This window comes from Arthrobacter sp. CAN_A212 (genome assembly GCF_015752345.1).
Classification (GTDB): Bacteria; Actinomycetota; Actinomycetes; order Actinomycetales; family Micrococcaceae; genus Arthrobacter_D.
Genome location: NZ_JADOUT010000002.1, coordinates 105,756 through 122,337 on the forward strand (window position 1 = coordinate 105,756; position 16,582 = coordinate 122,337).

Annotated in this window: 16 protein-coding genes; 13 read left to right on the forward strand and 3 right to left on the reverse strand. The window is 63.3% G+C overall.

The genetic code is table 11. The features are described from left to right. Window positions 1–10 precede the first annotated feature (10 nt). On the reverse strand, window positions 11–1,156 hold the full coding sequence (locus IWX64_RS03090) for a glycosyltransferase (RefSeq protein ID WP_196865704.1): 1,146 nt from the start codon (window positions 1,154–1,156) through the stop codon (window positions 11–13). A 134-nt stretch (window positions 1,157–1,290) separates the two neighbouring features. On the opposite strand from IWX64_RS03090, the gene IWX64_RS03095 reads away from it, so the two are divergent. The 4 genes from IWX64_RS03095 to IWX64_RS03110 all read left to right on the forward strand — a co-directional run bounded on the left by IWX64_RS03095 (window position 1,291) and on the right by IWX64_RS03110 (window position 5,379). Next, a complete protein-coding gene (locus IWX64_RS03095; RefSeq protein WP_196865705.1) occupies window positions 1,291–1,929 on the forward strand; it encodes a glycosyltransferase family 2 protein in 639 nt (212 codons plus the stop codon). Between the two features lie 5 nt (window positions 1,930–1,934). After that, entirely contained in the window at window positions 1,935–2,342 is a 408-nt protein-coding gene (locus IWX64_RS03100; protein WP_196865706.1) for a DUF2304 domain-containing protein, read from the forward strand. Window positions 2,343–2,355: 13 nt separating this feature from the next. Continuing rightward, the gene (locus IWX64_RS03105; protein ID WP_196865707.1) at window positions 2,356–4,155 is read left to right on the forward strand and encodes an ABC transporter ATP-binding protein; all 1,800 of its coding nucleotides are present in this window, start codon (window positions 2,356–2,358) and stop codon (window positions 4,153–4,155) included. 123 nt (window positions 4,156–4,278) lie between these two features. Next, window positions 4,279–5,379, forward strand: a complete 1,101-nt coding sequence (locus IWX64_RS03110) for a glycosyltransferase family 1 protein (protein WP_196865708.1) — start codon at window positions 4,279–4,281, stop codon at window positions 5,377–5,379. Between the two features lie 76 nt (window positions 5,380–5,455). Here IWX64_RS03110 and IWX64_RS03115 read toward each other — a convergent pair whose 3' ends face one another. Beyond that, window positions 5,456–7,393 carry a GH25 family lysozyme gene (locus IWX64_RS03115; RefSeq protein ID WP_334683134.1) on the reverse strand — a complete coding sequence of 646 codons (1,938 nt, stop codon included), beginning with the start codon at window positions 7,391–7,393 and terminating at the stop codon, window positions 5,456–5,458. Window positions 7,394–7,639: 246 nt separating this feature from the next. Between IWX64_RS03115 and IWX64_RS03120 the strand changes: the two genes are divergently transcribed. From IWX64_RS03120 to IWX64_RS03155, 8 genes are all read left to right on the forward strand, one after another. Beyond that, entirely contained in the window at window positions 7,640–8,866 is a 1,227-nt protein-coding gene (locus IWX64_RS03120) for a CpaF family protein (RefSeq protein WP_196865709.1), read from the forward strand. After that, window positions 8,863–9,720, forward strand: a complete 858-nt coding sequence (locus tag IWX64_RS03125) for a type II secretion system F family protein (RefSeq protein WP_196865710.1) — start codon at window positions 8,863–8,865, stop codon at window positions 9,718–9,720. Before IWX64_RS03120 ends, IWX64_RS03125 begins: the two co-directional genes overlap by 4 nt. Beyond that, window positions 9,717–10,658, forward strand: a complete 942-nt coding sequence (locus IWX64_RS03130) for a type II secretion system F family protein (RefSeq protein ID WP_442859024.1) — start codon at window positions 9,717–9,719, stop codon at window positions 10,656–10,658. The genes IWX64_RS03125 and IWX64_RS03130 overlap by 4 nt, the downstream gene beginning before the upstream one ends. Before the next feature lie 40 nt (window positions 10,659–10,698). After that, the gene (locus IWX64_RS03135; protein ID WP_196865712.1) at window positions 10,699–10,941 is read left to right on the forward strand and encodes a hypothetical protein; all 243 of its coding nucleotides are present in this window, start codon (window positions 10,699–10,701) and stop codon (window positions 10,939–10,941) included. 21 nt (window positions 10,942–10,962) lie between these two features. Continuing rightward, window positions 10,963–11,397, forward strand: a complete 435-nt coding sequence (locus IWX64_RS03140; protein ID WP_196865713.1) for a TadE family protein — start codon at window positions 10,963–10,965, stop codon at window positions 11,395–11,397. Further along, entirely contained in the window at window positions 11,363–11,806 is a 444-nt protein-coding gene (locus IWX64_RS03145) for a hypothetical protein (RefSeq protein ID WP_196865714.1), read from the forward strand. Before IWX64_RS03140 ends, IWX64_RS03145 begins: the two co-directional genes overlap by 35 nt. A 62-nt stretch (window positions 11,807–11,868) precedes the next feature. Next, window positions 11,869–12,279: a pilus assembly protein TadG-related protein gene (locus tag IWX64_RS03150; RefSeq protein WP_196865715.1), complete on the forward strand. Its 411-nt coding sequence runs from the start codon at window positions 11,869–11,871 to the stop codon at window positions 12,277–12,279. Between the two features lie 186 nt (window positions 12,280–12,465). Then, entirely contained in the window at window positions 12,466–14,031 is a 1,566-nt protein-coding gene (locus IWX64_RS03155) for an FG-GAP-like repeat-containing protein (RefSeq protein ID WP_245345598.1), read from the forward strand. A gap of 15 nt (window positions 14,032–14,046) precedes the next feature. Here IWX64_RS03155 and IWX64_RS03160 read toward each other — a convergent pair whose 3' ends face one another. Continuing rightward, complete coding sequence (locus tag IWX64_RS03160; protein WP_196865717.1) at window positions 14,047–15,111, reverse strand: NAD(P)-binding domain-containing protein; 1,065 nt, start codon at window positions 15,109–15,111, stop codon at window positions 14,047–14,049. Window positions 15,112–15,370: 259 nt separating this feature from the next. Here IWX64_RS03160 and IWX64_RS03165 point away from each other — a divergent pair, with 259 nt between their 5' ends. Next, window positions 15,371–16,504 (forward strand): carboxylate-amine ligase, encoded by a 1,134-nt coding sequence (locus IWX64_RS03165; RefSeq protein WP_196865718.1) that lies wholly within the window; start codon window positions 15,371–15,373, stop codon window positions 16,502–16,504. The last annotated feature ends 78 nt before the right edge of the window (window positions 16,505–16,582 follow it).

The window sequence follows — 16,582 nt, forward strand, 5'->3', positions numbered from 1 at the left end:
GTCATGGCGGCTAGGTCCGGGGGAACGTGAGCCGCTGCACCATGGCTCGCATCACAGATTCGTCGGTGGCCGAGCTCAACTCCGGCGCCGCGGTGTGGGCGTTCCGCTTGAACTGGAAGACCTCCTGCTCTGTGAGCTCGGACAGGGTCCGGGTGAGGTCCTCGGCCGTGAAGCCCTGCGTCACTGCGCCGAGCTGATGGTCCTGAATCAGTCTAGACGTCTCCGGTGAGGGGCTGAACACGATGGCCAGCCGCGCCTGGACAAAGTCGAAGAACTTGTTCGGGAGCATGAGCGCGTGATTGGTGGTCCTCGGGGGAAGACTGAAGACGCCGACGTCGTACCCGTTGAGCGTGGCTGGTAGGTCATCCGGGGCGACGGAGTCGTGGAAGGTGATCCGGTCCTGCGCGCCGGCCGCCGCGCGGAGGGTTTCCCAATACTTCCCGCCATCGCGGGCCTTCACGAGGTACAGGTCAAGGCTGAACCTCTCGTCCAGGGCTTTGACCGCCTCGATCATTGCTTCCAGGTTGCGGCCCGGCACGGCGGCACCGCTGTGGACCAGCCGGATTCGGCCGTCAATCATGGGGGACGGCTCCAGCGGGCGCAGCGGGCCCGCATTGCGGACCACTTCCGTGCGGCAGCCGAACCGTTCGGTGTAGAGGCGGGCAATCGACTCGTTGACGGTGATGATCCCAGCCGACCGGGGGAGGTAGGTTTTGCAGACCCAGGTCATGTAGGGCTTCACCAGGAGCTTCCAGGCCAGGACGTGCGATCTTTCCTCGGGTGCCCACTCGTGCATGTCGCCGAGCACTGGAGCGGAGCCAGCCACCTCGTGGGCGAGGGGGAGCGCGCGTGCCTCGTTGGCAACCACCAGGTCATACTCAGCTGCCCCGATCAGTTCACGGGCCCGCTGGACCGCGGGTGCCTTGGATCCCGCAGTGGTGAAGCGGCGCAGGGCCAGGCCGAGCACACCGGTGGGGGTCTGGGGCAGGGAAGGGAGAGCCGACTCCACCTCGAGGTGTGTGGTCGCCCCGGGAGGCGCTGATCCGTAGCTGACAGTCGTCACGGTTCCGCATGCGGCGAGGGTTTTTACCTGCCGCAATACCCGGGAATCAGCGTTGATGTCCGAGAAGGAGATACAGAGGATGCGGAGGGTCATGACCGCTAGCCTAACGGTTCGGCACGGGTCGGCAGCCCGGCAGGGCGGCGCGCCCCCGGCATTGATGCTGGGGGGCTGCCCGGGGAACGTATGGAATACTTACCCCTGTGAGTCGCTCCTGGGTCGTAATACCAATGTATAACGAAGCCACCGTTGTAGGTGGCGTCATCGAAGGACTCCTCCCACATTTTCCCCACGTTGTCTGCGTGGATGATGGCAGCACCGACGGGTCACCCGAGGCGGCTGCTGCGGCGGGCGCCGTCGTCGTCCGCCACCCTTTCAATCTGGGACAGGGCGCCGCCCTGCAGACCGGACTGGAGTACGCGCTGCAGGACCCCGCACTGGATGCAGTCATCACCTTCGACGCCGACAACCAGCACCGTGTCCAGGATGCCCAGGAAATGCTTGCCCGGGTGCAGTCCGGCGAGCTGGAAGTGGTGCTTGGATCCCGGTTCCTGGATGGGCGCACGAAAATTTCGCCGCTGAAGCGGTTAGTGCTGAGGACCGTCGCTTTCCAATCCAGGCTGTCGACCGGTCTGGAACTGACCGACGCGCACAACGGGCTCCGCGTCATCAATGCCGAGATCGCGCGGCGTATCCACCTGAAGCAGAATCGGATGGCCCACGCGTCCGAACTGATCCACCAGTTGGCAGAACTGAAGCCGCGGCTCGCGGAGCACCCGGTCGAGATCATTTACACCGACTATTCGAAGGCCAAAGGCCAGTCCTTGCTCAACGGCGTCAACATTCTCGCCGATCTCTTCTTCAGGTGAACCCCATGCTCTTTATCGTCCAGATCGTCCTCGTCCTTGCTGTGATCCTCGGCTCACTGGTGCTGATGCGCGGCGGCGCCAACGCGAGCCACCTCGCGATCCGGCGGATACTGCTGTTGGCCTTTGCCCTGATCGCCGCGCTGTCGATTTTTTTGCCGGAGCTGCTGACCGGGCTGGCGAACGTGTTCGGCATCGGCCGGGGCACCGACCTTGTCCTGTACGGATTTATCGTCTGCTTCATGGTCTTCATGGCCTCCTCCGCCCAGCGGCACCGCCACATGGAAGAGTCTCTGACCCGGCTCGCCCGCCGGGTTGCGCTCGACGAAACCCCGCGTGTCTGGGAGGCGGAGACCGGCAATCCAAGCCTGCCAGGAGCCACATCCGACGATCCTCCGCGGACCCAACTAAGCTAATCTTGCGGGAGCCATGAAATCACTTATCAGTATTAACCGTCAGCTTCTGGCGGTCCTCCCTCCCAGCGCACGCCGGTTCCTCCTGCGCTACGCCATCCTTTCCTCTCTGCTCTCGCTCATCGATGTGGTGGCCCTGGGCTTGCTGGCCATTGTCATGTCCAGCATCATTACGGGTACTCCAGTAGATCTGGGACCGCTCGGTAAGATCGAGGAGGTCAGCCACTACATTGCAGTGCTGGCGACTTTCTGCACCCTGGTGATCATCAAAAGTGGCCTGAACATAGTTCTTCTGCGTTACGCCACCTCGCGCTTTGCTTCCCACGAGGTGGCCATTGGCGATCGACTGCTTGCGGCCTACATGCGGGCCCCCTGGGTGGATCGGTTGAAACGCAATTCCGCGGAGCTCGTTCGTTCAGTGGATTCGGGGGTCTCGGTCACCGTGTCGGGTGTACTGATGCCCTCGATGGGCCTGGCCGGTGAAATCGTGTCAGTAATAGCTGTGATCAGTGTGCTTCTGGTGAGCAATTGGATCACTGCTGTCACCGCCATCATTTATCTGGGCCTGATAGCGCTCGTCCTAGCCCGGGTAATCTCGGGGAGGGCCGTGGCCAACGGTCGACGAAACCGACAGTTCTCCTTCAGAACAGTCCGTCTTTTGACGGAGGCGGTCGGTGCATTGAAGGAGATCACCCTGCGGGGTTCATCGCCGGATGTTGAGCGGGCAGTCCACAACAACCGCATCCACTCTTCGAAGGCTCGAGCCCTCGCGATTTTTCTGGGACAGGTCCCCCGTTTCATTCTGGAAGCGGGTTTGATCGGGGGCTTTATGCTGGTCGGGGCTGTGGGTATGCTGACCAGCCCAGCCGGGGTTGACCCGGTAACCAATGCGTTGGCCGCTATTGCATTGTTCGGAGTCGCAGGCTTCAGGATCATTCCGTCGCTGACTCGATTCCAGGCAATCATGTCTATGGTGCACTCAAGCTCGCCTTTCGCAGAGCAGGTACTCGCAGACATTAAAGAGTCCGAGGAAAGCGCCAAGGACCAGGAGGAATCAGATCCGTCGGAGCTTCCGCTAGGAGTCCCAGACGTGGTCCTGGAGGAAGTTTCGTTCACCTATCCAGGTGCAGAGGCACCAGCGCTTCATGGGGTGAACATGCGAATACCCTCAGGGTCGCGCGTCGCGGTGGTTGGGTCGTCCGGTGCTGGTAAGTCCACCTTGATCGATCTACTGCTGGGACTTCTGCTGCCCAGTTCGGGGCAGGTGCTGGTCGGCGGAGTGCCAATGCGCGAGGTGCTTCACTCTTGGCGGTCCCGTGTGGGATACGTGCCACAGGAAGTTTCCTTATTTGACGCGTCGATCGCCCAGAACGTCGCATTGACGTGGGACCCCGATCAGGTGGACGAAGAAAGGGTCAGGAAAGCCCTCGAACGTGCGCAGATGCTCGACACTGTCGAGAGAAGGCCCGACGGAATCATGGGTACTGTGGGCGAACGCGGAATGGCCTTGTCCGGCGGGCAGCGCCAGCGACTAGGTATTGCTCGTGGACTATATGCAGACCCCGCTGTATTGGTCATGGATGAAGCCACCAGCGCACTCGATACTGCAACCGAGGCTGCGGTGACCCAGGCGGTACGGAATCTAGCCGGAAGCGTTACGACCATCACCGTTGCTCACCGGCTGTCGACGATCAGGGACAGCGATGTGATCTTCTTTTTCGCAGAAGGCAAGCTGGCTGCTCAGGGAACGTTCTCAGAAGTTATCGCGCAAATGCCGGACTTCGCTGAGCAAGCCGCTTTGGCTGGCCTGACGTAAGTTTTCGACTACTCGACCGCATCACAATTGATTCTGGAGTCAACCATGACCGATGGTGTCCTTCCCGGGGCTCGTCCCCGGGTACTTGTGCTTTCCTTCTCGCCGATTCACCGTGACCCTAGGGTGCTGCGCCAGATCCAGTTCTTCAGCACGTTTGCCGATGTGCTTTCCTGTGGATACGGCGAAGCTCCTGACGGAGTGGTCGAACACATTGAGATCCCCGTCGAATACAAGCCCTGGCGTCCGGACTTCAAGAGTGCAGCTGCTCTCCTGGCCGCACGTTTCTACGAGCGGCTCTATTTCGATTCAGACCGGGTAAAGCACGTCCTGAAGCACATTCCCGCTGGCAGCGTCGATGTGATCGTCGCCAACGATGCACTGGCAATGCCCGCCGCCGTTGCATTGCGCCCCCGGAAGGGGATCCACGCGGACCTGCACGAGTATGCTCCACGCCAGGGCGAGGATAAGCTGCAGTGGAGGTTGTTGGTCGGGCCGTTCATGGACTGGGCCTGCCGAAAGTACGTCACGAAAGCTGATTCCGTCTCGACGGTCGCCAAGGGCATCGCTGAAGAGTACGCGCGGACGTACGGCATCACCGAACCATCCGTCGTCCCCAATGCTGCCTGGTACCAGCCGACACTTTCCCCCACCCCTGTGGTGGCTCCGTTTCGGGTTGTCCATACCGGTGTCGCAGGACGGGGGCGGAAGATCGAAGTAATGCTGGATGCGGTAGCTCGGGCTAACGAACTGAAGCCCGGAACCGCGACTCTCGACCTCTTCCTAGTTGCAGGGGATCAAAGCTACATCGACGAGCTGATAGCCAAAGCAGAGGTAATTCCGGCTGGCGCTGTCCGGGTGTTACCCCCGGTCAGCTTCAACCAGATCGTTCCGCTACTCCACGGCTACGACATCGGGATCTTTCTCTGCCCGCCAAGTACCTTCAACCTGCTTCACGCTCTTCCCAACAAACTATTCGAATTCGTTCAAGCCCGGCTAGGCATTCTCATTGGTCCATCGCCAGAGATGGAGCAGGTTGTGACAAGGCACAATCTCGGATGGGTAGCGGGCGGATTCGACGCGGAATCCGCTGCGCGCTTGCTGATCGCATTGACACCCGATGAAGTCGCAGCGAAGAAGCGGTCATCGGACGAATCCGCCGAGTTGTTGAGCGCCGAGAAAGTAGCGAATGTCTGGATAGATGCTGTAAAGAAGCTTGCTAACTGACCAGCTGGCTCGTTTGCTCCCGGTCCATGATCACGGAAGGCCACCGGTCGACTGTGATCATGAACCGGAGAGCTTTCTAGTCCATTCGGACGCCGGCGGGGAGGTAGCTTGACCAACCGTGGCCGATTTGGCTGGAGCTTCCCCATTTACCTCCGCTGAGTATGGGGTAGTAGTGCAATTTTCCATCGTTCCGCTTGGCCACGATGCCCTGCGTTCCATTTCCAGCGAATCCGGTCGTTGCGCTGAGGTTCACCATCGATCCCCACTTCCATCCGACCACGGGTCGTGTTGACGCAACGAATCCTCCGGAGCCGTTGCCCCGGTAAAGCACCAGTTGGGCCTTGCTGTCACGGGCCACCAGGTCCTGGCGGCCGTCACCGTCAAAGTCGACCATCACAATTGGCAGGTTTTGGAAACCATGACCGATCTGGCGTGACGCGGCCAGAACGCCTCCCCCTGTTTGGCCCCAGGTGTGGAGGGTGCCATCGGACCCGACGCCCACAATCGTCGGTCTGGAGCCGCGGACCCATTCACCAACGGTTACCCGCATATTGGCCCAGCCGGCTGTGGCGAGGATCTGCGCGGGACTGAAGCCCCCGGCAGCCCGACCGGCGTATACACTCAAACGCCCATTGGTCCATTGGGCGAGGATGTCGAGTACACCATCATTGTTCCAATCGACGACATGAATGGACTTGGCTGTTGCCCAGTCATGCCCGATTTGCTTCCGAGAGCCATAGGAGCCACGCCCGGTCGCCGGATAGTTCCAGAGCTTCCCTGCGGAATCAATGGTCACCATGTCAGCTTTTGAGCGGATGGACGGGCCGGTGGGGCGTGGCGCCGCGACTGGGGCCGAGTTGCGGGTGAAATTGGCTAGTGCTGCGGACGTGCCATTCCAGACGTTCCAGTCGCCCACCACAGGACCCTCGTGGGTGTATTGCCAGAGGCTGTAATTGTTCCAGCCAGCTGGCAGAGTTCCTGCCCCCACGTTGTTGTAGGAGGCAATATGCAGCGGGTGGTCCGCGAAGGCGGTGGAGTTACCGGTGCAGCTGCTCCACCAGTCGGTAGTCGTGTAGATCATGGGGACCCGACCGGTACGGCTAAGCATGGTGTTGGAGAAGTCCCGGATCCAGTTGACCATTGCGGTGGTGCTCATGTTGTAGCAGGCATTGCCCAGGGATTTGTAAGGGTTGTACTCGACATCGAGCAGGGGTGGGAGTGTCTTGCCGTCGGCGGTCCACCCGCCACCGTTGTTGATGAAGTAGTTGGCTTGCGCCGCCCCGGTGGAGATGCTGGGGATGGCGAAGTGGTAGGCCCCGCGGACCATTCCGACGTTTGCTGACCCTGTGTACTGCTGGTTGTAGTTGGGGTTTTTGTAGCTCAGGGCTTCGGTGGCCTTGGTGTAGGCGAACCGTGAGCCCTGGTTCCAGGCTGCTGCCCAGTTGACGTTGCCCTGGTAGCTGCTGACGTCCACGCCAAGGATGCCCTGAGGGCGCCACAGATTGACGGACGGGTCCGCTGCTGCCGAGGGAGCAGCGCTGAGCTCCGTCTGGTCCTGAAGCTCCTGGGTGGTGGGGACCTGAGGATTCCCGGACTCGGCGATCCGCTCGGCGCCCTGGCCCAGGCTGGCTCCGTGGGGGCCGATCAACTTGGCGAGTGCTTCGGGATCAGCGGCGAGCTCGGCGGCGGTGAGCTCCTCAGGCGCGGCTGCCGCGGGGTCGACTGCTTCGGCCGTCTCAGCGGTTTCAGCTGGCTCAGGGACTGTTGCCGGGTCGACGACGGCGGGTTCACCCGGTTCCGTGGTGGGGGCTGGGACCAATGGCTCAGCGGGCACCGTGCTGGTAGCTGGCGGGTCGGCGAGCCCGGATTCGACCGGTACGGATTCGGCCGGGTCCACGACGGCAGGTGCCGAGGGGGCGGGCTGCGGGGCGGCGACGGCGGGTATTGGTCCGACGGCCATCGCGGTGGTGAGGAGGACGGCGGCAAGGACAGTGGAGGCACGAGAGTGAGTCACAGAATTTCTCCGGGTAGTGCGAGCCCAAGGCGAGAGAGGGCGTCGTCCCTTCGAGAATAGCCGACTGTGACGGATGTTACTACAGATACTGGTGTTACCAGGGAGTAAAGAGTTATCCACAGAAGGTTTTTTGGGGCTAGGCGCGGATCGTGGATTCCCCTACCCTTGGACGAATTCACCCGTTACAGCCACGGTCTCAGGCGTACCGGCCGAAGGAGTCGGTACACACTGACGTCAGGGAGTCCTATGGACGCCGTAGGAATTATTGAGGACGAGGTGCGCGAGCTGATTCGCCGCCGCGGCCTGGATCCAAGCCGCCAAAGCGGTGAGGTGCTGAGGCTGGTGGAGGCTGCGGTCAGTGACTACGACGAGCGTTCAGTGCTGGGCACGCTGCCGCAGCTGGGGCAGCTGGACCTGGCGCGGAAGCACGTCTTTGACGCAGTCGCCGGGTTTGGTGCCCTCCAGCCGCTGCTGGACGATCCGACGGTGGAAGAGGTGTGGATCAATTCCCCGTCCGAGATCTACGTGGCGAGATTCGGCGAGTCTGAATTGACCTCCCTCGTGTTGGCAGAGCAACAGATTCATGACCTCGTCGAGCGAATGCTGAAGTCCTCGGGCAGGCGGCTGGATCTCTCGTCACCCTTTGTGGATGCAGCCCTGCCCGACGGTTCCCGGTTGCACGTCGTCATCCCGGATGTCACCCGCCGCCACTGGTCGGTGAACATTCGGAAATTCATTGCGAAAGCCACCCGGTTGGACCATCTGGTCGAGTTGGGCACCCTCACACCGCAGGCCGCCCGCTTCCTGGATGCGGCGGTCGCAAGCGGGTTGAACATCTTGGTTTCCGGCGCCACCCAGGCAGGAAAGACCACGTTGCTGAACTGTCTGGGATCGAGCATCGGGTCGCGGGAGCGGGTGGTGACCGTGGAGGAGATTTTCGAGCTGAAGCTGCCCCTCCGGGACGTGGTGGGGATGCAGTGCCGCCCTCCGAATCTGGAAGGACAGGGCGAAATTCCGTTGCGGAGGCTGGTCAAGGAGGCGCTGCGGATGCGTCCCGATCGGCTGATCGTCGGCGAGGTACGGGAAGCAGAAAGTTTGGACATGCTGGTGGCGCTCAATTCGGGACTACCCGGGATGTGTAGCGTCCATGCCAATAGTGCCCACGACGCAGTGACGAAGATCTGTACCCTTCCGCTGCTCGCCGGTGACAACATCTCTAGCGCTTTCGTTGTGCCGACCGTCGCGTCCTGCATCGATCTCGTTGTCCATTGTGAACGCGTCCGAGACGGACGGCGGTGGATCACCGAAATCCTGTGCCTGGGGCGACGGGTGGAGAACGGCATCATCGAGTCCTCCTCAGTCTTCCGGAGGGTCGAAGGAGATCTCGTTGTCACGGCATCGGCCATGCCGGCCGAGGAGAAGTTCGCGAAAGCGGGTTTCCAGGTGTCACGGCTGCTGGAGCCCGTGCTATGACGGCGGCGATTGGGGCTGTGCTCGGGACCGGGCTGTACCTCCTCTGGTGGTCTTGCTGGACCGAATCCCCGCGGTACAGGCCAGCCGTTCAACACATCGGCCGGGTTGAGGAACTCCTCCTGCGCGCCGGAATCGAGAAGGTTTCGGTGGGGGGCCTGGTGGCATCATCACTGGGGGTGGGGGTGCTGTGCTTTCTCGCGATCCTTGTTCTCACCGGGTCTCCACCGATTGCGGCATGCTTCTCACTGTTTGCCGCATTCCTCCCCACGGGTGTCGTCAGGTGGAGGGCACACCGGCGCGCGGCGGCGCTCCGGGAGCTGTGGCCCGACGTCGTTGACCACTTGCGATCGGCGATCCGGGCTGGACTGTCGCTTCCGGAAGCGATCACCCAACTGGGTGACAAGGGGCCGGTCGAGCTACGCCAGGCGTTCGGCGCGTTCGGCGCTGATTACCGCGCTGGAGCCCGGTTCGATGATGCGCTGGGTCGGTTGAAGACCAGACTCGCCGACCCAGTGGCGGACCGCATCATCGAAGCCCTGCGGATGACACGTGAAGTGGGCGGCTCTGATCTTGGCCGGCTCCTCGGAACCCTGGCCGATTTCCTGCGGGACAGCGCCCGGACGAGGAGCGAACTTGAGGCACGACAATCCTGGACCATCAATGCTGCCCGCCTCGCGGTGGCCGCTCCCTGGCTGGTTCTGATGCTGCTTGCGACCCGGCCCGAGGCGGTCATGGCCTATAACACTCCAACCGGCGCCGCCGTCCTGCTGGGAGGTCTGGTGATTTCAGTGGTGTGCTACCGGATCATGCTTCGCATTGGTGCGCTGCCCCAGGATGAGAGGGTCCTCCGGTGATGGATATTCAGGCGCTCCCAGCGCTCGCTGGTTGTGTGCTGGGCGTGGGGCTGTGGTTGGTCGTGGTGAGAGTGCCTCTGATGCGATCGACGCGGTTTGTCGACCGGGTAGCGCCCCAACTGAAGTCTGTTGATGTGCGTTCCCGGTTGTTGGATGGGTCTCCGGCGCTCTTGACTCCCTTCGGTCCTATCGAGCGCATTGCACGCCCGGTGGTGAACGACGTCGTCGGTTGGTTGGGCAGGTTCAATCCCGCATCGACCATGTTGGCCAAGCGGCTAGCCCAGGCCGGTAAGGACCAGAAGGTCGTCGACTTTCGGGCTGAACAGATTCTCTGGGCGGCGGTTGCTCTCAGCCTCTCCGCCGGGACGGCGGTGTTGATGACTTTGTCGGGCGCCATCGGCCCGTTCCCCGCTGCGCTCGCCGTCGCGGGATGTACAGCCGGCGGGTACCTGCTGAGGGACTACGTCCTGACTGCGCAGATCAAGCGGCGGGAGGCCAAGATGCTCGCCGAATTTCCGAGCCTGGCAGAGCTGATGGCCTTGGCAGTGAGCGCGGGGGAGAGTGCAACAGGGGCGCTGGAACGAATCTGCCGCACAGCTCACGGGGAGCTGGCGCTGGAGTTTGAGCGGGTCCTCGCGGAAACCCGGGCAGGGACACCTCTCATCGCGGCACTGCAGCAGTTCTCCGACCGGACCAGGCTCACGCCCCTGGTGCGGTTTGTCGATGGAGTGTCGGTAGCAGTCCAGCGGGGCACACCGCTGGCAGATGTGCTGAGGGCGCAGGCCCAGGATGTCCGCGATGTGTCTAAGCGGGAACTGATGGAGTCCGCCGGAAAGAAGGAGATCGCCATGATGATCCCCCTGGTGTTTGGCGTGCTTCCCCTGACGGTGCTATTTGCCGTTTACCCGGGCATTGCCCTGATCAGCCTGGGGCTGTGACCCACAGCAAACAATTGAAGTCGACCGGAAGAGGTACAGAATGAAACCGCACCCACCCATCCAACGGATCCTTCCGGCCCTTTACCTACTCGTGGCATTCACTCTGACCCGTGTGGTTCAGGGGGCGCGCGGCACCGCTAACGATCCGTCCGAGCGCGGTGACGTGCCGGGATGGGTCATGATCACGCTGATGTCAGCCGTGCTGGTGGCGGCATTGTTGGCCCTCGCCGGCCCAGCCCTGGAGAACCTGTTCAATGACGCGATCAGTCGCGTCAGTCCCTGAAGCAACCCAGGGACACGCCGGATGGAATCCAGGCCGGACTTGCGGCGCACCAACCATAAGGGTGCGGCTGAGGATCCCGAGCGTGGCGCAGCGGTGGTGGACTTCGCGTTGGTGGGAGGTCTCTTGACCGTCATCTTTATCGCGGTCTTGCAGCTGACGCTGGTTCTCCATGTCCGCAACACACTCATTGATGCCGCGTCCGCTGGGGCGCGCTACGGCACATTGGCCGACCGCTCAGCCACTGACGCGGCCGAGCGAACGAGGACGATCCTTTCCACCGCACTGAATGGCGCATACGCAGAGAACATCTCGGTGGAGGAGATCGATCGGGACGGTCTGTCGATGTTGGTCGTAACAGTGCGGGCACCGTTGCCGGTGATCGGGCTCATTGGTCCCGCCGGGATTCTCGAGGTGACAGGACATGCGGCGCTCTCGACCACCCCAGCGGATCAATAACGAGGAATCCGGAAGTGCCGTGGTGGAGTTCGTTTTCCTTGGGCTGCTGCTCCTGGTACCTGTCGTTTATTTCGTCCTGACACTCTCCCAGCTGCAGGCCGGGTCTTTCGCCGTCGTTGGTGCGGCAGACCAGGCCGCGAAAGTCTATGTGAGTAAGGAATCAGTGCCGGATGCAGCTGCGGGTGCGCAGCGGGCGGCCCTGCTGGTGCTGAATGACTTCGGGTTCGATGCAGCTGCAGCGGAGGTTCAGATCCGATGTTCAGGCGAGTGTCTGGCTCCCGGATCGGGTGTGACCGTCGAGGTTCGGCTTGGAGTTCAGCTGCCGCTGATGCCATCGGGGGCCGGCGTGAGTGGTTCGGCGATCTCTGTAGACGCGTCAGCAACCCAGCTAGTGGAGCGTTACCGGTGAGTGGCCGCCTGCTACAGCCCAGACCTAGCCGTGCATCGTCTGCCGCTGAGGAAGGGCAAATCATGGTGATGGTGATCGGCTACGTTCTGTTGTCCCTGCTGACACTCACGGTGGTCCTGGCAGCGTCTGCGGTTTACCTTGACCGGCAGAAGCTTTTATCGGTTGCCGACGGGGCGGCTTTGAGTGCGGCGGATACGTTCGGGCTGGCGGAGCCGGCGCCGGATGCCACGGCGCCGGTGCCGGAACTGGACTCGGGCACGGTGCGCTCGTCGGTGCAGAATTATTTGGTCCTGACCGGTGCCGGAGCACGGTTCAACGGACTGTCTGTCGATCCAGCGACCGGCGCACCGGATAGCCGGACGGCTCGGGTGGTGCTCACCGCCGTCGTTCATCCGCCAATGGTGAATTTCCTCGTCCCCGAAGGTATTCCGATTGTGGTGACAGCGGATGCCAGGTCCGAGCTGACCCGCTGAGACTGTTACGGATAAAGGCTTCCGCTCGGGCGGGTGTTGCGGACCGCTGGCAGTCCCTGAGAGGGCAGTAGGGGTGGACATGGCCCGAGATTGGTGCCGCTGAGCAGGCTCTTTATTCCTTCAGCGGCGGTAAACTGGTGCCGGTTGGATGAGGTGGTCTGCGTGATGATTCGCTCGCTCCGGCGGATGGCAATAGCTCTACTGACTTCACTGGCGCTCCTGCTCGGCTTCGTGACCGTCGCACCCCCTGCCCAGGCCGCGCCGCTGTACGGCCACGACATTTCCTGGCCCCAGTGCTCGACGGCGCAGGGCGGGTTCTCTCTGCCCATGCCGCCCACCTCCACCCAGTTCGTGATTATCGGACTGACCAGGGGGCTTCCCTTCACCGAGAACCCCTGTCTGGCCAGCCAGGTCAACTGGACCAAGACCAACAACAAAAAAGCACACGGTTATGCGATGGCGGGCTACCCGACTGCCGCCCAGCTGAGCACCTACGGCTCAAGGGGGCCGTGGACCAGCAACACCCGTGCAGGGCGACTCTCCAACGTGGGCTACTCCGAAGCGCAATACGCCGTCGCAAGCATGAACAGGATTGGGTTCCGGCCGCCGGTCGTCTGGATCGACGTCGAACCCCGCCCCGCCCAGCCCTGGCCCACCAGCACGGCAGCTCAACAACGGGACAACCGGCTCATCATCGAGGGGCTGATGCGGGGCCTGCGGGACGCGGGCTTCTCCTACGGTCTCTACTCCTATGCTGCAGGCTGGACCGGGATCACCGGCTCCTGGCGGTTGCCAGGGGTGCCCGTCTGGGCGACCGCCGGCAGGCTGGACTATCCCAATGAAGCACTGGACCGCTGCCGGCAACCGAGTTTCTCCGGTGGCCGCGTCTATATTTCCCAGTGGTACGACGAAACCCGCGACTACGACCTGACGTGCGAGCCATACGCCTTCACGCCCCTCGCAATCCCTGCATCAACGCTGTCCCTATCCACTGCGGAGTTCAACGGGGACTGGAACAATGACATCCTGGCCCGCGTCACGTCAACGGGTGACCTGCGGTTGTACCGGGGGAAGGGGAACGGCACCGTTTGGTCTGGTATCCGAATTGGGGTCAATTGGGGGTCAATGAACGCCCTCGAAACGCCTGGTGACTTCAACGGCGACGGCCCCTCTGACGTGCTCGCTCGTGAGGCAGCCACTGGCTACCTCTGGCTTTACCGGGGGAACGGCACGGGGGGATGGCTTCCCCGCGTTCGGGTCGGCCACGGGTGGAACGCGATCAACTCCATCGTCGGGCCGGGCGACTTCAACGGCGACCAGTTCGTCGACGTCCTAGCCCGTGAGAGGACCACTGGCTACCTCTGGCTCTACCCGGGAAACGGGTCCGGCGGGTGGTTGCCCCGGCAGCGGGTCGGCAGCGACTGGAACGCGTTCAGCGCGATTGTCGCGCCGGGCGATTTCAACGGGGATGGCCGTTCGGACATTCTCGCCCGAGAATCAGCGACCGGGTACCTGTGGCTGTATCCGGGCAACGGCGCCGGGCGGTGGCTTCCAAGAGTGCGGGTCGGGACCAGCTGGAACTCGATGACCGCCCTGATGGGTCCGGGTGACTTCAACGGCGACCGCACCGCGGACCTCCTCGCACGGGATTCCCGGGGCTACCTGTGGCTGTACCCGGGCAACGGCTCCGGAGGCTGGCTGCCGCGGGTGCAGGTGGGGACCGGATGGAATGGGCTGAACGCCATCTTCTAGACGGAGAGCCGCCCCTCAGGTGCTGGCTGTGACCTTGTCGAGGCGCTTCACGGCCGCAACCGCGGCAGCCCTCCCGGCGCGGGTGGCTCCCAGCGTGGAAGCGGAGGCACCGTAGCCCACCAAGAGCACCCGGGGATCCTTGATGACATGGACCCCATCCATCCGGATGCCGCCGCCAGGTTCCCGCAGTTTCAAGGGAGCCAGATGATCCAGCGCCGCCCTGAACCCGGTGGCCCACAGGATGGCGTCCGCCCGGATCTCTCTTCCGCTCTCAAGGAGAACCCCCTCGGGCGTGATCGAACGCATTCCACCAGCAGAGACCAGGATCCCGGCGTCAATCCCGTCCTGATACTGGCGGGTGAGCGGCAGCCCAGTCGTCGAGACCACGCTGGCCGGTGGAAGTCCCTCCGCTGTGCGTTCGTTGACAGTCGCTTCGACCTCCCTGCCCCATTCGGCGTTGAACTCGCGCCCGGTGAACGCCGGCGGGCGGCGCGTGACCCAGGTGGTGGTGGCACCGGCCGCGGTGAGCTGGAGAAGGAACTGGGCAGCGGACGTCCCGGCACCCACCACCACCACGTGTAGTCCTTTGAACTCCTCCGCCGACCGGAAGTCATGGGTGTGGAGCTGAGAGCCGAGGAACAGTTCGCGGCCCGGATAGTAGGGCCAGTAGGGGCGGTCCCAGGTGCCGGTGCCGTTGATGATCAGCTCGGTATCCCGGCTGGCCGATCCGGTGACGACCCGCAGCGGACCGTCGGTGGAGTCGGACACGACGTCCCGGACGACCTCCGGGCGGTGTACCGGTAGCTCGAACTTCCGCTCATAAGCGCCGTAGTAGCGGCTGACCACCTCCGACGCCGGCTCGGTGGGGTCGGGGACGCCGAGCGCAAGTCCCGGCAGGTCATGAATATTGTGGGCAGTCCCGAAGGTGAGCGATGGCCAGCGGTGCCGCCACGCGCCGCCCGGGCCGGGATTGGCATCCAGCACCACGAAGTCCTTCTCGGGTACGAGGCCCTGCCGTCGCAGGTGGTAGGCGGCCGAGAGACCGGCCTGGCCGGCCCCAATCACCACAGTCTTCAGCATGCTTCCCTCTCACCCGTCCCCGATTACCGGTACCCGATCCTTGCCTACCCATGGAACGGGTGAGCGGGGGGTGCTTATTCCACCGCTGCCGGCATTCCGGCTCGGGCCTTGGCCCCCACAGGTGGGGGTGCACTGGGGTCCGCCAACCTCAAGGGTCTCCGGCGACCCTTGACACCCTTCTTGGTTCTGAGGACGCTTCTTCCTAAGCCCTGGGTTATCCGCATCCATCCCCCTGGCACGAAGAAGAGGAGGGGAGGCAGTGTCCACAGGAGACGTCACCCCCACCGGTACCCGGGCGGGCAGGACGTTCGGCGTGGAGGAAGAACTCCTCCTGCTCGATGAGCACACCGGGCGCCCGGCGGCTCTCTCGCCGCTGGTTCTTTCCGAGGTGGCGCCCGACGACGACGACACCAGCGAGTTGTCCCTGGAACTGCAGCAGCAACAGCTGGGGGTAATCAGCCAGCCCTTCGCCGACCTGAGGGACCTGGCGGCGGCAATCCACGGCGGCCGTCGCCAGGCGGACCGTGCAGCTCGCCAGTATGGTGCCAGGGTGGCAGCGCTCGCCACCAGCGTCCACCCGGCGACGCTCAGGCTCGCGCCCGAGGGCAGGTATGAACGGATGCGGGATCTCTACGGGCTGGCGCTCGCCGAGCACCTCACCTGCGGGTTCCATGTGCACGTGTCAATCGAGTCCCCCGAGGAGGGCGTCGCCGTCCTGGACCGGATCCGTGTCTGGCTGCCCATCCTGCTGGCGCTCAGCGCCAATTCACCCTACTGGAACGGTGCGGACAGCGGATATGCCAGCTACCGCTATCCCCTGAACCTCCGCTGGCCCACCTCCGGTACCTACGAGCCGTTCGGCTCGGTGCAGGCGTATCAGAAGTTGATCCAGACGCGTCTCGACGACGGCGTGATCCTCGACGAAGGCATGTTCTATACCGATGCGCGGTTGGCGCGCAAACACCCGACAGTGGAGGTCCGAATCTGCGACGTCTGCCTCTACGCGGGCGACGCCGTCCTGATCGCAGCCTTGACCCGCGCGCTGGTCGAAGACGGGGCGAGGGCATGGCGGGCAGGAGAGCCGGCACCCGTCGCCACGGCTGCGGATCTCCGGGCCGCCAGCTGGACGGCCAGCAGATACGGGCTCGGAGGACCACTCGTCAACCCGGTGGATGGAGGGCTCTGCGACGCCGCTGACGCAATCAACCTGCTGATCACACGGGTACAACCAATCCTGCGGGAGTACGACGACGAGGCCACGGTGAACGGGTTGCTGCGAAGGATCGTGCAACACGGAACGGGGGCCGATCACCAGCGGCACCTGATGCGTGAAGGCCCGGCGGCCGTCGCCGCCGATGCCATGGAGCGCACCCATCTGGGCCCCCTGAGCTAGCCACCACGCACCAAGTCACCCGACCGATTACCCGCAGGGGTCACCACGTGAGTCCGGCGCCATGACGTAGGCTGGATC

Excerpts from the sequence above, each read along its gene's own strand:
- IWX64_RS03105 (WP_196865707.1), top strand. The coding sequence starts at position 2,356 with ATGAAATCACTTATCAGTATTAACCGTCAGCTTCTGGCGGTCCTCCCT.
- IWX64_RS03125 (WP_196865710.1), top strand. The coding sequence starts at position 8,863 with ATGACGGCGGCGATTGGGGCTGTGCTCGGGACCGGGCTGTACCTCCTC.
- IWX64_RS03145 (WP_196865714.1), top strand. The coding sequence starts at position 11,363 with ATGCGGCGCTCTCGACCACCCCAGCGGATCAATAACGAGGAATCCGGA.
- IWX64_RS03160 (WP_196865717.1), bottom strand. The coding sequence starts at position 15,111 with ATGCTGAAGACTGTGGTGATTGGGGCCGGCCAGGCCGGTCTCTCGGCC.
- IWX64_RS03090 (WP_196865704.1), bottom strand. The coding sequence starts at position 1,156 with ATGACCCTCCGCATCCTCTGTATCTCCTTCTCGGACATCAACGCTGAT.
- IWX64_RS03155 (WP_245345598.1), top strand. The coding sequence starts at position 12,466 with ATGGCAATAGCTCTACTGACTTCACTGGCGCTCCTGCTCGGCTTCGTG.
- IWX64_RS03140 (WP_196865713.1), top strand. The coding sequence starts at position 10,963 with ATGGAATCCAGGCCGGACTTGCGGCGCACCAACCATAAGGGTGCGGCT.
- IWX64_RS03150 (WP_196865715.1), top strand. The coding sequence starts at position 11,869 with ATGGTGATGGTGATCGGCTACGTTCTGTTGTCCCTGCTGACACTCACG.
- IWX64_RS03120 (WP_196865709.1), top strand. The coding sequence starts at position 7,640 with ATGGACGCCGTAGGAATTATTGAGGACGAGGTGCGCGAGCTGATTCGC.
- IWX64_RS03100 (WP_196865706.1), top strand. The coding sequence starts at position 1,935 with ATGCTCTTTATCGTCCAGATCGTCCTCGTCCTTGCTGTGATCCTCGGC.
- IWX64_RS03135 (WP_196865712.1), top strand. The coding sequence starts at position 10,699 with ATGAAACCGCACCCACCCATCCAACGGATCCTTCCGGCCCTTTACCTA.
- IWX64_RS03095 (WP_196865705.1), top strand. The coding sequence starts at position 1,291 with ATGTATAACGAAGCCACCGTTGTAGGTGGCGTCATCGAAGGACTCCTC.